Source organism: Candidatus Paracaedibacter acanthamoebae (genome assembly GCF_000742835.1).
In the GTDB taxonomy this organism is placed as follows: domain Bacteria; phylum Pseudomonadota; class Alphaproteobacteria; order Paracaedibacterales; family Paracaedibacteraceae; genus Paracaedibacter; species Paracaedibacter acanthamoebae.
Genome location: NZ_CP008941.1, coordinates 623,405 through 637,647, shown reverse-complemented (window position 1 = coordinate 637,647; position 14,243 = coordinate 623,405). Strand labels below are relative to the sequence as shown.

Here is a 14,243-nt window from a genome sequence, read left to right as displayed (position 1 = left end):
TCAGAAAATTAAGAAATGGTATCACTTTTCCTTTTAAAGCTTTAAGCGGCAAATTTTGTCTAAGGCAATGACATCCTCTATGGAATTGATTTCTGGGAATAAGAATGTGTCCAGGTAATTTTGGATAATAGCTGGAATCTCTGTGAAATGAATCTCATTCGCCATCAATTTTTGAAAAGCAATTTCATCGGCGGCGTTCATCACAATTCGAGCTGCCTGAGAGGACCTCATGACATTTTCTGCTATTCGCAAACAAGGGAAACGATCATAATCCGGTTCTTCAAATGTCAGAGAGCCCAAGGTTGCTAAATTTAAGGGTGGCACCGGTGTCTTAATTCTTTCAGGCCATGCCAAAGCATAACTAATTGGCGCCCGCATATCTGGCATTCCTAGATGGGCCAGCGTTGCGCCATCTTGATAACTGGAGAGGGCATGCACAATAGATTGAGGGTGGACGACAATCTTAATTTTATCTGGTGCTAACTTAAAGAGGAGGGCTGCTTCGATATATTCTAACCCTTTATTCATTAAGGTTGCACTATCAATTGTATTCTTGGGTCCCATCATCCAGTTGGGATGCTTCAGCGCCATTTCTTTTGTAATTGTGTGGAACTGATTTTTTGGTAAACTTCTAAAAGGTCCCCCTGAGGCTGTAATGGTTACATGCGTTAATGCAGAGCGGTGGGATTCCTCAAAAATTTGATATAAGCCACTGTGTTCAGAATCAACTGGCAGAATTTTGGTATTTTGGGTGCTGGCCTCAGCCAAAATTTGCTCCCCACCCGCCACAATGGATTCTTTATTGGCCAGTGCTAAATAATTACAATGGGCTAAGGCCTTATAGGTTGGAAGAATGCCAGACGCTCCTGTAATTGCGGCAAGACACATATCGACATCAATGCAGGCGGCTTCTAAAATTCCTGTTTCCCCGCCATAAATTTGAACCCCCGGTAAGTACTGTTTTAGGTCTTTGTAGGATGACAGGTCGGCAATGGCCACGTGCTCTGCTGATGTTTGCTTGGCCACCTCAACTAATTTACTGACATTTGAGCCGCCAATCAGAACTTTTGCTCGAAAGCGATCGGGATGACGCTGAATAATATCAACAGCATTAAGACCTATGCTTCCTGTGGCTCCATGGATGGCAATGGTTCTCATAAACTAATATCCGATAATAAGGAGTAAACCCGCAGCAAAGGAAACAAGTAATAAGCTGTCAAGACGGTCCAACAAACCGCCATGACCTGGCAGCAAAGTTCCAGTATCTTTAACATCATAATATCGCTTGAGCAGAGATTCTAAGAGGTCGCCCATATGGCTGACGAGTGACAAACTACACGCAACAATAGCCATTGAAAAAGGAGTTCTGTAAAAATCTTGTAAGTAAGGGCCAACCAAAACTCCAACTAGTGTTGCAACGCCGCATCCGCCGATAAATCCGGACCATGTTTTATTAGGGCTAATAGTGGGCGCAAGCTTTGGCCCACCAATAAATCTTCCTGTAAAGTAAGCTCCTGTATCCGAAGCCCAAATGATCAATAAGATCCAAATAAAGAATCGGGTGAGACCTTCATGCACTAACTGAATGAGGATATAGACAGACCATGAAATATACAATGTTCCAATTACGAAAACAAAGTAATCAAAGAGGCGTTTTTTCATTAGTATGTGAATGGGGAAAGATCCTGCAAATAAGATCAGGCTATATTGAACATACTTTTTATAGGTAACATCTGTGTAAATGAATGAGAGCATCAAAGCTGCCAAAATATAACCCATCGGGTGATACGTTTGATCCAGCACCATCTTTGACCATTCCCGCATCATGGCAAATAGAATAAAGCTAGCCAAGATATCAAAATAGGGATAGCCGTAATAAACTGCAGCAATACAAATGGGGAGGACGATAAGGGCAGTTAAAATTCGTTGTTGCAAGCTTGATAAATTACTAAACGCCAATGGTAGCTCCATATCGACGATCCCGCCGAGAAAATTCTAATAATGCTTGATCCAAATCATCCTTAGTAAAGTCTGGCCATAACTTAGATGAAAAAATAAGTTCAGCATAGGCCAGTTGCCATAAAAGGAAATTGCTGACCCGCATTTCACCGCTTGTCCGAATAAATAAGTCTAGAGGTGGAAGATCAGGATTGAAAAGGTGCGTTGAGACTAATGATTCATCAATTTGATCTGATTGGAGTTGGCCTTGTTGAACTAAGGCTGCAATATTTTGACAAGCATGAACAATTTCATCGCGCCCACCATAACTCAGCGCAATGGATAAAGTTATGCCCGTGTTGGCGGCACTTTTGTTTTCTATGTCACCAATTAATTGGTTGATCTCAGGGGAAAGTTGTTCTCGTCTGCCAATAATCTTGAACTTGATGTTGTTATTGATAATCTCTTTTGCCTCGTTTTTGAGGTAATACTTCAATAACGCCATTAATTCATCAACCCAACCCTGGGGTCTTTTCCAATTTTCAGTGGAAAAAGCAAAGACAGTTAGGAATTTTACGCCGCACTGATCTGCATGTTTCGTAATTGCTTTGAGGACCTGTGCCCCTTCCCGGTGGCCAGCGATCACTGGCAAACCTTGGCGTTTTGCCCAGCGACCATTGCCATCCAGGACAATCGCCACATGCTGTGGAATATTTATAGTCTCAAGAGCCATATCAAAGCTAGTACTTTTATGATTTATCATATATTGGTGATAGTTATATCAGAGATAATACCTCGGGCAAAAGGTTTTTTCCGAAAATTGATTTAAGCAGCCTTTTTCAGTGTTTCATCTTGCAGCGGTTCAATCTTTCCACGAGACTGAAGTGTTTTAGAGATCATGACAACAATATTGCCAAGAATAACCAGCCCTATTCCAATCACAGTTTCCATTGTCCAAGTAAAGTTTTCGAATAGTGTTGAGACAGTTAGAGCAACCACTGGAATCAAAACAAAAGCATAGCTTGCCTTACTGGGACCAATATTTTGGACCAACTTCATATACAAGCCAAAGGCGATAACTGTTCCAGCTAGTGTTAAATAAAGTAACGAAAGTGTATATTTTGCTGTTAGCTCAAAAGTGGGGACTTCTCCGATAAAAATTGCCCCTAAGGCCGTATAAAGCCCACCATAGGTCATACCAATAGCATTGGTTTGTAAATAGGGAAGGGCGCGTTTCATATTAGCAGTTGCAACAATTTGTCCTATTGATGCAATTATCGTTCCCAATAAGCAAATACTTAATCCCGTTAAAACAGTCCAAATATCTGTGTCTATTAGGCGACATATTTCCATCCTAAAAATAACACCCAGCCCCCCCAGGCCAATAATTGCCCCGGCTATCGCGCTTTTAGACAAGGGAATCTTGAGAAAAACTCGAGCATTAAAGATGTTAAAAATTGCAACGGCAGCAAAGATAACGGCCACAATACCGCTGACAAAGTAGTCAGTTCCCAGATAGTAGAAAAAATAGTTCAAAGAAAACAACAAAAAGGCTTGGAGAGCAATCCATTGATGGTCTCTTTTAGAAAATTTAAGGCTCAACCCTTTGAATTGGCAAAAGGCAAGTAAAATTAAACCAGCTAAGGCGAAACGATAACAAACAGACCATAGCGGATGCACAGTTCCTAATTGATATTTAATGGCCAACCATGTTGTCCCCCAAATAAAAGCTGTGGAGAGGAAAAGAATTATATTTGTCATGAAAAACCGCCATACCTTAGCAAATCACTTTCGATTATAGCTGAGATATGGCAGTCGTCTATGAGACTGTCAAGGGGATTTAATCAGGAATCGGAAAAATTTCAGATGCCCAACGGTAGGACTGAAAGTACGGATCTTCTGTACGTGGAGTACATCTTGTGGTAGGGGTGCCTATGGATGAAGGGTTCTTTGCAGTTGAACTACTCGTGTTTAAGCATGGATTAATGTTCACGACCGTCTCTTTAATAGGGTTACCAGGTGCCTCTATTGTTTGAGCAGTTGGTGAATTGAGGGTCAAAAGGTACATAACCTGTCCTTGATTCCTAACCGCTGCTTGAAATTTAGGCGTAGAAGCAAACTCGACTGCGGTAACCCGTTCGGTAATTTCATCTGTTGATTGCAAAGAAGAAGACGATCTATCCTGAGTACCGTCAGTTTTTTCAATCAAGGGTTTTAATTCACTTACTGTTGAATCTACCGTTTCTTTTGCAATCGAAAAAGAATGCAGAATACATGCGCTAAGTAAAATTTTAAACATTATTATTCTCCTTATTATTAACTGAATAATATCAGATCAATTACTGACTATCAAATAGTCAAAAATTTAGTATTTTTCACATATACAGAAATAAGAAGAGAAACGAAGTTTAATATTTTTTAGTTCCCACGGTTTCTTTTACAATTTATGCCGCTGAGATACGCCAGGACCTCTATACCATTTTTTTCAGCAGTAACTCTCGTAATCCATTCAGGAGAAGAGGGGGGGTGTTTGGTCCTCAGTAATCATAGAGGGGAATATAACAAGATTCCTTTGATCGCCCTTATCATTTTCCTGAGCACAAGTATTTGAAAAAAAGACAACTATTGTACTTGTAATAGAGAGAAAATTTATATTCTTATTCATAGATTGGCTCATCTAATGTTATTTTTCCTCAGTTAGTGTCCCATATTATTAGAAATTAATCTATGCAATTTTTCAATAATTTTATAAAAAATTAAATTTTTATTTAAATAAAAGAGGAGGTAATTTGCTTAGAATAATCAACGTCTTTTACTCTAAGGAGATAAGGACTCACAAGAGTAAGAAAAAGACCAACTTATTACCTTTGATCAAAGTAATAATGTCTAAGTTAGATCCATAGAGAAAAAAAATTTCTGTTATAAGTATTAAGTAATAAAAATATGAAGTTGAATGATTGGACAAAAATTGTTAATTTATTGACCAATAAATAATTCAATAAAAGGAAGAAAAATACATGAAATTATTAATCATTATTATTTGTGCATGGATCTATACAGGATATCTTAATAATGCATGTACTGCTGAAATTACCGAACTAGCAGAACAAACAGAATTACTAGAACTGCCAGATCTACCCGAACCCAACAGTGGCTCTTACTATATAAAGAAAGTTCAGGCTGAGGATCTCACACTGTTACTTGAATTGGAAAATATAACGGTAGAGGAAGAAAAGAAATTAACGTTGCCTTTTATAACGATCTCTGCGGAAGAGAATCTACCTTCTCCCATAGAAGTTTCTTCAATTAAAAAGAGATTTAATATAGCCTCTTTTCTAACAGCAACCCCGCGGGTAAGAGAAAAAAAAGCCCCCAAACGCAATTGTGAATCTTTAAAAAAGGAGACTGTTCCTTCCTCTCAAGAATTAGAGGATGTTCTAGAGAAAACTTTTAAAAATCCATTGTATAAGCTGGGGGAAGAGGGGCTAGAAGAGTGGGAAAAACCTGCCAGTAGTTAACAGATCTAAGTGACAGAGATGTTCTAAAGAATTTGGTTTTTCCACTTCTATCCCTCTTTATTGTATAATCGATAGTATGATAACGCCAGAAAGTGGCAGTTCTGAGGCTGAAAAGAAGAAGAAAGACAAGGCCTTAAAAAGTAAGAAACCTTATAAAACAAAATTACCACAAAATATAGAATTGTCAACCGAATGGATTAACGAAGCGTTAAGACTTGGAATACATCCAACATGGGTCGAAGACATATTTGATGAATTCAAAGATTACTGGGTTAACGAAGCCAGTGGAAAAGAAGCATTGCATGCAAACTGGTTTCGTGTCTGGTCAAATCGTTGCCGGAGCCAACTCTCATGGACAACAAAAAATCCGCATTCTACTAATCAGAAAACATTACCTTTATCTGAACTAATCCCTGTTACTATCAATGAATCAGACCAAGAAATAAAAGAAATTAGAGAAAAAATTCTTGAGATTCTGGGCGCTGCTACTTATCAATCGTGGTTCCAGAACGCTGTTATTCTCAAGCAAGCGGATAGATTAACTATTGAGACAAATAGAAGCCTGTTTAGAGATACTATCGAACGCCAGTACCGTGCAAAAATTGAAGAACATTTAGGGATAACTGTCCAAGTCTGTTTAAACACTGGAGCCGGAGAGTAATCCAAATGGCACAAATTATAAATTTTCCAACACCAGCCTTAGAGTTTCCGGTCCTTTTTTTCTCAATGCAAGGGAATACCAAGAGATTCTTGAAGCTACTGAACAGCTTCCTATAGAAAAAGCTTTCGATATTGAGATCCTTACAGCAGCTAACAGGAATGATTTTCAATGATAGCGATTAGCTTACCATGGCCACCATCAGCAAATCGTTATTGGAGAACCTATCAAGGGCGTATGATAATTTCTCGCGAAGCAAGAGAGTATCGAACTTTGGTAGGGAATCTCGTATCAAAACTCAGCATTAATAAGTGTTTAGGGCGATTAGAAGTGGTTTTAGCTACATACCCCCCAGATAGGCGCAAACGAGATTTAGATAATCTTCTAAAAGTAGTTTTTGATTCTTTGCAGAAAGCTATGGTTTACGAAGATGATTCGCAAATCGATAAGATCACAATTCAAAGATTCCAAGTTATTAAAGGCGGAAACATCGAAGTAGAAATAAATGAAATATAAAAATTAATAAGGAGGCTAAGTAAATGAGGTCATATACATTTAAGCTAGTAAATATAGATATGGAAGAATATAAAAACCAACTGCTTGAAACTTACAAAGCAGCGGAAGCATTGTTGGAATTTAACGGTCTACCTGCTGATATGGGAAAAGTAGTACGTAATTTTCTAGAGGAAATTGAGAAAGAATTCTGGAGATTAGGGCTTAAAGTTAAAATTGTGCGAAGGGAAGAGGGGCAGTAATGACTTTAATCAAAATATTGATCCTAAGCATCACCACCATGATTTTCTCTTATGCTGATGAAGCCAAGCAAGAGAAGCTAACGAAAGAAGTCTACCGCAAGAAACTTATTAAAAGGCATAAAGAGTTAGCAAGTAGGGTGGGGAGCTTAGATACCACAGGCAACCTTGCTAAAACATACTTAACGCTAACGGTAATAGAGCGAGAATTACTAGAATTAAACACTGAGGAAGAAGAAAATGGCTAAAAACTTAGGCGGAAGGCCCTCAAAGTATAAACCAGAATTCTGTATACGAGCTGTGGATTTGATGCGGCAGGGATATACAAAGACTTCTGTGGCTGCTGAATTAGATATTTCTAAGGATACTTTGTACGAATGGGTAAAGGAATATCCTGAGTTTTCCGACGCGATTGCGCGAGGAGAGATTTTTGCTCAAGCTCATTTAGAGAAATTGGGATTGATGGGAATGAATGATCCTAAGTTTAACGCGCGCGTTTGGGAGTTTTGGATGAAGAATCGTTGTAGAGATGATTGGAATAACACCCAAGATCATAATGTTAAGGTAACCCTAACAGATGCGGACGTAATTGAAAGAGCTAATCAGCGCGTAAAAGAGTTACAGCAGAAGAAAGGTGAAGGAAAATGATAATGATGTTGATGGAAATTGTAGGTTCTATTACTCAGGTCGTTTTAGCCGTAACTTTGGTTTATTTATCTTGCTTGATTCTAAAGCGGATCCATACAACAGAAGCCACTTTATCCGACCTGCATCTGAAGCACAATCTGCAAGCTAATTTAGACAATATAACATTTTCTAATTTAGCTAAACGGATAGCTTTCTTAAAAAAAGAAATATTGTACCTACATAGCCATATAAGCCTAGTTGTTTCTCCTCCTCCTAAAAAACGGGGCCGTCCAAGGAAAGAGAAAGCGAATGAGAGGAAAGAAGGTTAATACAAAGCAATGACTAGATTGGCTGAAGATATTTCTAAGTTCTTTTATGACCCTTTAAGTTACGTTATGTATGCTTTCCCTTGGGGAGAAGCAGGAACGAGTTTAGCTAATTTATGGCCTGATCCTATACAAGTTAAGATCTTAAATGAACTAGGTAAGCAGTTGAAATTAAGAGAGAAAGGGGAGGTAAGTACAGCAATAAGAATGGCAATTGCTTCTGGGCACGGTATTGGTAAGTCAGCCTTAACCTCCTGGCTTATCCTTTGGTTCTTATCCACCAGAGCAAACCCTCAAGCCATCATTACAGCAGGTACTGCAGCTCAGCTTAATACGAAAACTTGGCGTGAAGTAGCAAAATGGAAACGGTTGGCTATCAATGGTGACTGGTTTGAATGGACAGCAACAAAGCTTTATATGAAGAATAGGCAAGAAACTTGGTTTGCCTCAGCTTTGGCTTGGTCAGAAAATAATCCAGATTCCTTTGCGGGAACTCATGAAGACAACGTCCTAGTAATATTTGATGAGGCGTCCTCCATTGCTGACGTGATATGGGAAACGGTTGAAGGAGCTATGACAACGCCAGGTGCTGTCTGGCTAACATTTAGTAACCCCGTCCGTAATGCGGGAAGGTTCCGTGAATGCTTCGGTAAATTTAGGCATCGTTGGTTAACCTACAAGATTGATAGCCGTGAGTCTTCTCTCACCAATAAAGAGGAGATCGAACAATGGCGCCTAGATTATGGCGAAGATTCAGACTTTTTTAAAGTTCGTGTGCTCGGAGAATTCCCCTCTCAAGACGATCATCAATTTATTAACCTAGCGCTGGTGCGGACGAGTATCCAATATGAAGCATTAAACTTTAACCATATGCCCGTCTTGATTGGTGTAGATGTAGCTCTTAGACAAGACAAGACAGTCATAGCTGTTAGGCAAGGTCGCAAGCTTCATTTCCTTAAAAAATATCATCAACTTAATGCAGTTCAAGTCTCCCACTATATTGCCGAAGTTTATCACTCTTTCCCAAAAGCTAGCCTATTTATAGACGCAGTTGGTGTTGGAGATGGAATCGTAGATTTTGTTAAAGCTATGGGCATCCGAGTTATTCCAGTCAATGCTGGTCTCGCTGCTGATGATTCATCTAAGTACTTTAATAAGCGGGCAGAGATGTGGGGGCGGATGAAGCAATGGTTCCAAGATGGAGCTCAAATACCGAATGATGATGAGCTTATTGATGACCTTACTGGGATTACAGCTGACTATAATGACAAAGGACAGTTGCTCATGGAAAAGAAAGCTAGCATGAAAGCTAGAGGCCTTTCATCTCCTGATTGTGCTGATGCTTTAGCCCACACATTTTTCATGAATATTAGACCAGACAGTATGAGTGGAATTTCTCACTCCTTCCAAGCTAAAACAGATTGGAGTGTTTATTAACATTTAAGTAACTTTATATAGTTTGTTGTATCCTTAATGGTACATGCTAAACCATTACATTCATTTAATATACCAGCACAGGTATACTAATAGTAAGTAATTATATATTTGTGGTGTTTCATGGGTCTGTTTAAAAAAATAGGTAATTTTGCCAAAAGAGCTGGTAAAAGAATTGTCGGTGATATTAAAGATCCTATAGGGAGAATTAAGAAAGACCTTAAAAGAGTCGAGAGAGACGTAAAGAAGTATGGGGGAGCTGTAGCGGGAGCAGTTGGTGGTTTTTTTACTGGCGGACCGGCGGGTGCTATTGCTGGTGGTACAGCTGGATACCAAGCAACAGCACAGCGTAGAGCGATGAGAAAAGCTCGGGCTGCCGACAGCCAAAACCAACGACTTCAACAACAAGCATTGGATGAAAGTAGAGCTATTGATGCTGAACAACGTCGCCGTACTGATTCAGAAACTGAACGGCTTCAACGGGAAGAAAGTGATGCAATAAGATCCAAGCGTAAACGAGGCCGTCGCTCTTTATTATCTCAAGATGAAGTTGGTGTTCCCAACATGAGAAGGACACTCGGTTGAGACAAACTACGCCCCAAATCTTTAAGCGTTATAGTAAAGCATGTAGCCTGAAGGAAAACTTCAGAGATATGTATGAACGTGCCTATAGGATTGCTATTCCTAACAGGAATATGTACAACAACCCCGTTCCAGGTCAGAGGAAGAATTACAACAATTATACTTCCCTAGGAACTCAAGTTGTTGATCGGTTTGTTAACCATATCCAAGCTAGCTTAACTCCTCCTTTCAAGCGGTGGGTTGAGTTAAAAGCTGGTGATTCAGTCCCTGAAGAAATCAGCGATCAGCTCAATAAAGCCTACAGCGATTTTACTAAAGTTGGCTTTGAGATGCTTGATGCTTCAAATTTTAATGTTGCAATCTCCGAATCTTATTATGACTTAGCTGTTGGAACATCTTGCTTGTTGGTGAGTGAAGGAGATGATAATGCTCCTTTCATTTTTACAGCTGTACCCCCAGAACAAGTAACTTTGGTAGAAGACGGTTATGGTCGTGTCTATATGATTTTTCGTAAGCATAAGATTGAAGCTGCATTAATTAAAGAGACATGGCCGACGGCACGGTTATCTGCGGAAATGCAAAGGCTTATCAATAGCAACCCTCTTTGTGATGTGGAAGTATTAGAGGTTACTTATAAAGTTGGTAAAAAATACTACTATGAAGTCTTTAATAACAGCACGCAGGATAAGTTCGTCGAATCAGTAATGTCACGCAGCGGATGGGTAATTACTCGCCTTGGTAAAGTTCCTGGAGAGCCCTATGGACGTGGGCCAGTCATCGTAGCTCTCGAAGATCTTCAGATGTACAACAAGGCCAAAGAATTAATGATTCGTTCCGCTCAGATGAGTACATTTGGAATGTACACTGTAGCTGATTCTGACATCATTAATCCTAATACGCTTGTCTTAAGTCCTGGCATGATGATCCCTGTTTCTCGCAATGCCGGCGCTAATGGACCATCTATTGCGCCGTTACCAGGTGCTGGCAACCTAGATATGCAGCAGTTCATGCTTGCTGATTTACAGAACGATATTAAAACAATCATGATGAATGACCGTATGCCTCCTGAGATTGGTGCGGTTAGGTCTGCCACAGAATATGCACTCCGAGGCCAAAGCAGGCAAATTGACGTCCAGTCTTACTTTGGTCGCTTGCAGTATGAAATGGTACAGCCGTTGTGGCAGAATATGCTGACCATCATGTATGAGAAAGAAGTTCTCGGCGATATCCCACCAGAACTCATTACAATTGATAATATGTTGTTGAAAGTCCGTGTGGTATCTCCTCTTGCAAAAGAGCAAGGGATTATTGATATGCAAAATACTATACAAACTATTCAAACAGCACAAGCTCTTGCTGGCCTAGAAGCTGTCAATGCTTCTTACAAAATGGAAGATTTGCCGTACATTTTGGCAAGAGACAGTGGCATGACGCAAGATTTATTAAGAACCAAGGAAGAGCGTGAGCAATTTATGGCGCAAGCTCAACAAGCAGCACAAATGCAACAAATGGCAGAAATGGCGGGGATGAGCAGTGCAGCAGCCTAATAATATGTTCGAAGATTTACGCAAAGATATTTATGACAGCATGAAAGAAGTGAGCCCAGATATCTCTCAAAAAGAATGGGATCCCTTTGGAAATACTGAAACTCAAGCAAAGGACAACCAGGATAATATCCAACGGCAAAACGATTTCACCAACAAGATGTTCTTTGAAGCATTCAGCACATCTGCCGGGCAATGGGTTTTAAAATATTGGAAACATAAGTATCTAGATCAACCTACATATTCATCTCAATGTGATGGTGAGCAATCTAGAAATTACGCAATATGGCGGGATGGTCAGAATTATTGCCCAAGAGAGGCAATCACAAGGTCTATAATGGCAACTAAAGGGTAGGGAAAATGGAAGAGAATATCGTAGAAGAGCGTAGCTTGCTAACTGATATAGAAGAGAATGATATTGAAGATACAAGCGTACAAGATCAAGATGTTGTTTTAGAAAATGGGAAACAAAAGTTTGAACGGCCTGACGGCATTCCTGATCACTTCTGGAATGAAGGAGAAGGCGCTTATAAAACAGATGAGATTCTCAAAGCGTTAAAAGAAGAACAACAGAAAGCCTTGAGCCTTCGTCAGAAGCTGTCCAAAGGATTTCACAATGTCCCTCAAACTGCCGATCATTACAATCTAGATGCAGAAGACTTAGAGATGGACGAGGAAGAATTAGGCCAGTTTAAAGCTATTGCTCATAAGAATGGTCTGACTCAAGAACAATTCAACTCCTTAATTAAAGATTTACATGATACTTATAGTGAGGAAGAGGATCCTAGTGCTTACAATCCCCAACTCGGTGAAGCTTATGTTCAAAAGATGTATGAAGAGGAAATAGGGAAACTTGGCGCGGATGGTAAACAAATCATCACGAACATTAGATCTTGGGGGCGTAGCCTCTTGAAACAAGGCGTCATTAATCAAGAACACTTTGATACTTTGGTGAATATGCCTGTCTCCGCTAATGAGATTAAACTCTTAGACATCTTAAGAAATGTATCTGGTCACATTGCCAATATTCCCACAGGTATTGGTGAGTCAACAGATCATGCATCTGAAGCTGAAATTCATAAGATTCTAGCATCGCCTGATTATGAAAAGGATCCTGTACTCCAGCGCAAAGTAAAAGAATATTTTGAACGGGTATACAAGTAGTCATCTATTTTATATTTAAGCGTAACTATGTTATAATTTTATTGTGGATAATCGGTAAAATGACCCACTGGCTCTTAGGAAAGACTAAGCTTGTCGGACAAGCTAATCCGAGCAATCACCCCTTATGCAATGGCTACCTGGCTTTAAGTCAGTCCCATTAAGAGCAAAGGCCAAATGAGAGCGATTTCAATGGTTTAACTTTTAATGGAGCAGCATTAATGTCTGTACAATTACCAAACAGTTTTATCGCTCAGTTTGACGCAGAAGTCAAACAAGCCTATCAATCAGGATCAAAACTCATAGATACAGTACGAAAACGTACCGGAGTGAATGGTTCCACATACCGTTTTCCTAAAATGGGTAAGGGCCTCGCTCAGCAGCGGGTTTTCCAGACCGATGTTACCCCCATGAATATCGATCATTCAGGAGCAGTAGCTAATCTATTGTCATGGGTTGCACCTGAATATACGGATCTATTTGCTCAGGCTCAAGTCAACTTTGATGAAAATCGTGAACTTGTCCTAGCTGTCGCCAATGCTTTAGGGCGTCGCGTGGATCAAATCATTCTAGATAATTCTTTAGCAGTAGCTACCGCTAATACAGTTGCAGTAGGAGTCGGTGGTAGTAATGCCATGAACATGGGCAAACTTCGCGCTTACAAACAGATTTTAGATGACAAAGGTGTGCCTATGTCAGACCGCCATATTGCTTTAAGTGCAGCTGGCGTACAACAGCTTTTAGGGACAACAGCAGCAACATCTTCAGACTTCAACTCTGTACGAGCTTTGGTTAACGGAGAAATTGACACATTCGTTGGCTTCAAGTTCCATATGATTGAAACACGTTTAGAAGGTGGCTTGCCGTTAGTAGGTGCAAATCGGACAGTTTATGCATGGCACAAAGATGCGATCGGTTATGCTGAAGGCATTTCTCAATCTACTGAAATCAATTATGTGCCTGAAAAAACATCTTGGTTGGTAACTGGTAAGCTCCTTGCCGGAGCAATCAACATTGATAACGACGGTATCGTCCAAGGTACTATCGATGACACCCTCGTAGTCTAGTAAAGGAGTTAAGACAAATGGCATTTAATATTCAAGGTTTAGGAAAGATTGGGAATCAATCCCGTCGTGGTAAGTCCGCTCAATTATACACTTATCGGACGACTGATACTCTAGCAACAATTACAGCTAACAACTATTTCCTACCCATCGCTGACCAACTTGAGGTTGGAGATACAATTGAGGTTCAGCATGTTGTTGATTTAGCAGCATCACCTGTAGCCATAACCGGTACAAACAAAGTGTTTATTGGGGCGAAGATTCCAGGGTTTATCTTGGCTGCAGGCGCAGATGGCGTTGCAGTTCTTACGACTAAGATCGACGATGTTTCAACTGCAAGCTTCGCTGAAATCACCTCCAATGTTGCTGGCACAATTGGTGGCATTACAGCAGTTCTTGGTGGAGCAATCGCGACAGCTAACGACACGATCGCGATTACCATTGGAGGTGTGGCCGTAACCAACGGAAACATCACAGTTACTCAAGTTGGTTCTGGTCCAGGTAGTGTTTTCAACTCAACCCCGACAGCAGCAAACGTTTTGGCAGTGGGTAATGCATTGCGGGCAACAACTAACGGTGCATCAGACAATACTGTGCCTCTCTATGTGATCTACAAAGTAACTCTGTAAGGAGTAAGAT

The 14,243-nt window shown here is 40.1% G+C and carries 19 protein-coding genes; 14 read left to right on the top strand and 5 right to left on the bottom strand.

Translation table 11 applies throughout. The features are described 5' to 3' along the window. Positions 1–33: 33 nt before the first annotated feature. The 5 genes from dxr to ID47_RS02835 form a co-directional block, all read right to left on the bottom strand. Positions 34–1,158, bottom strand: a complete 1,125-nt coding sequence (gene dxr / locus ID47_RS02855; protein WP_038463626.1) for a 1-deoxy-D-xylulose-5-phosphate reductoisomerase — start codon at positions 1,156–1,158, stop codon at positions 34–36. A 3-nt stretch (positions 1,159–1,161) separates the two neighbouring features. Further along, positions 1,162–1,971, bottom strand: a complete 810-nt coding sequence (locus ID47_RS02850) for a phosphatidate cytidylyltransferase (RefSeq protein ID WP_084675876.1) — start codon at positions 1,969–1,971, stop codon at positions 1,162–1,164. Continuing rightward, the gene (locus tag ID47_RS02845; protein WP_051908484.1) at positions 1,949–2,701 is read right to left on the bottom strand and encodes an isoprenyl transferase; all 753 of its coding nucleotides are present in this window, start codon (positions 2,699–2,701) and stop codon (positions 1,949–1,951) included. The genes ID47_RS02850 and ID47_RS02845 overlap by 23 nt, the downstream gene beginning before the upstream one ends. Before the next feature lie 62 nt (positions 2,702–2,763). Continuing rightward, positions 2,764–3,699: a DMT family transporter gene (locus ID47_RS02840; RefSeq protein WP_038463620.1), complete on the bottom strand. Its 936-nt coding sequence runs from the start codon at positions 3,697–3,699 to the stop codon at positions 2,764–2,766. A 79-nt stretch (positions 3,700–3,778) separates the two neighbouring features. Continuing rightward, entirely contained in the window at positions 3,779–4,237 is a 459-nt protein-coding gene (locus ID47_RS02835) for a hypothetical protein (protein ID WP_038463617.1), read from the bottom strand. 718 nt (positions 4,238–4,955) lie between these two features. Between ID47_RS02835 and ID47_RS02830 the strand changes: the two genes are divergently transcribed. From ID47_RS02830 to ID47_RS02765, 14 genes are all read left to right on the top strand, one after another. Next, a complete protein-coding gene (locus ID47_RS02830) occupies positions 4,956–5,456 on the top strand; it encodes a hypothetical protein (protein ID WP_038463614.1) in 501 nt (166 codons plus the stop codon). A gap of 76 nt (positions 5,457–5,532) precedes the next feature. After that, complete coding sequence (locus ID47_RS02825) at positions 5,533–6,117, top strand: DnaA N-terminal domain-containing protein (protein WP_038463611.1); 585 nt, start codon at positions 5,533–5,535, stop codon at positions 6,115–6,117. A 168-nt stretch (positions 6,118–6,285) separates the two neighbouring features. Next, on the top strand, positions 6,286–6,630 hold the full coding sequence (locus tag ID47_RS02820) for a RusA family crossover junction endodeoxyribonuclease (RefSeq protein ID WP_038463608.1): 345 nt from the start codon (positions 6,286–6,288) through the stop codon (positions 6,628–6,630). Positions 6,631–6,653: 23 nt separating this feature from the next. Then, positions 6,654–6,869, top strand: coding sequence for a hypothetical protein (locus tag ID47_RS02815; protein ID WP_038463605.1), 216 nt, complete (start codon positions 6,654–6,656; stop codon positions 6,867–6,869). Beyond that, entirely contained in the window at positions 6,869–7,114 is a 246-nt protein-coding gene (locus ID47_RS02810; RefSeq protein WP_038463603.1) for a hypothetical protein, read from the top strand. Before ID47_RS02815 ends, ID47_RS02810 begins: the two co-directional genes overlap by 1 nt. Then, entirely contained in the window at positions 7,107–7,514 is a 408-nt protein-coding gene (locus ID47_RS02805; RefSeq protein ID WP_038463600.1) for a transposase, read from the top strand. The genes ID47_RS02810 and ID47_RS02805 overlap by 8 nt, the downstream gene beginning before the upstream one ends. After that, positions 7,511–7,822 (top strand): hypothetical protein, encoded by a 312-nt coding sequence (locus ID47_RS02800; RefSeq protein WP_198022327.1) that lies wholly within the window; start codon positions 7,511–7,513, stop codon positions 7,820–7,822. The genes ID47_RS02805 and ID47_RS02800 overlap by 4 nt, the downstream gene beginning before the upstream one ends. A 9-nt stretch (positions 7,823–7,831) precedes the next feature. Further along, a complete protein-coding gene (locus ID47_RS02795) occupies positions 7,832–9,256 on the top strand; it encodes a hypothetical protein (protein ID WP_038463595.1) in 1,425 nt (474 codons plus the stop codon). A 120-nt stretch (positions 9,257–9,376) separates the two neighbouring features. Next, a complete protein-coding gene (locus tag ID47_RS11595) occupies positions 9,377–9,838 on the top strand; it encodes a hypothetical protein (RefSeq protein WP_051908483.1) in 462 nt (153 codons plus the stop codon). After that, positions 9,835–11,382, top strand: coding sequence for a portal protein (locus ID47_RS02785; RefSeq protein WP_156956621.1), 1,548 nt, complete (start codon positions 9,835–9,837; stop codon positions 11,380–11,382). The genes ID47_RS11595 and ID47_RS02785 overlap by 4 nt, the downstream gene beginning before the upstream one ends. Then, positions 11,369–11,734, top strand: a complete 366-nt coding sequence (locus ID47_RS02780; RefSeq protein ID WP_038463589.1) for a hypothetical protein — start codon at positions 11,369–11,371, stop codon at positions 11,732–11,734. Before ID47_RS02785 ends, ID47_RS02780 begins: the two co-directional genes overlap by 14 nt. A 5-nt stretch (positions 11,735–11,739) precedes the next feature. Then, complete coding sequence (locus tag ID47_RS02775; RefSeq protein ID WP_038463586.1) at positions 11,740–12,543, top strand: capsid assembly protein; 804 nt, start codon at positions 11,740–11,742, stop codon at positions 12,541–12,543. Between the two features lie 218 nt (positions 12,544–12,761). After that, positions 12,762–13,607, top strand: a complete 846-nt coding sequence (locus ID47_RS02770) for a phage capsid protein (protein WP_038463583.1) — start codon at positions 12,762–12,764, stop codon at positions 13,605–13,607. A 17-nt stretch (positions 13,608–13,624) separates the two neighbouring features. Continuing rightward, the gene (locus ID47_RS02765) at positions 13,625–14,233 is read left to right on the top strand and encodes a hypothetical protein (protein WP_038463580.1); all 609 of its coding nucleotides are present in this window, start codon (positions 13,625–13,627) and stop codon (positions 14,231–14,233) included. Positions 14,234–14,243: the final 10 nt, after the last annotated feature.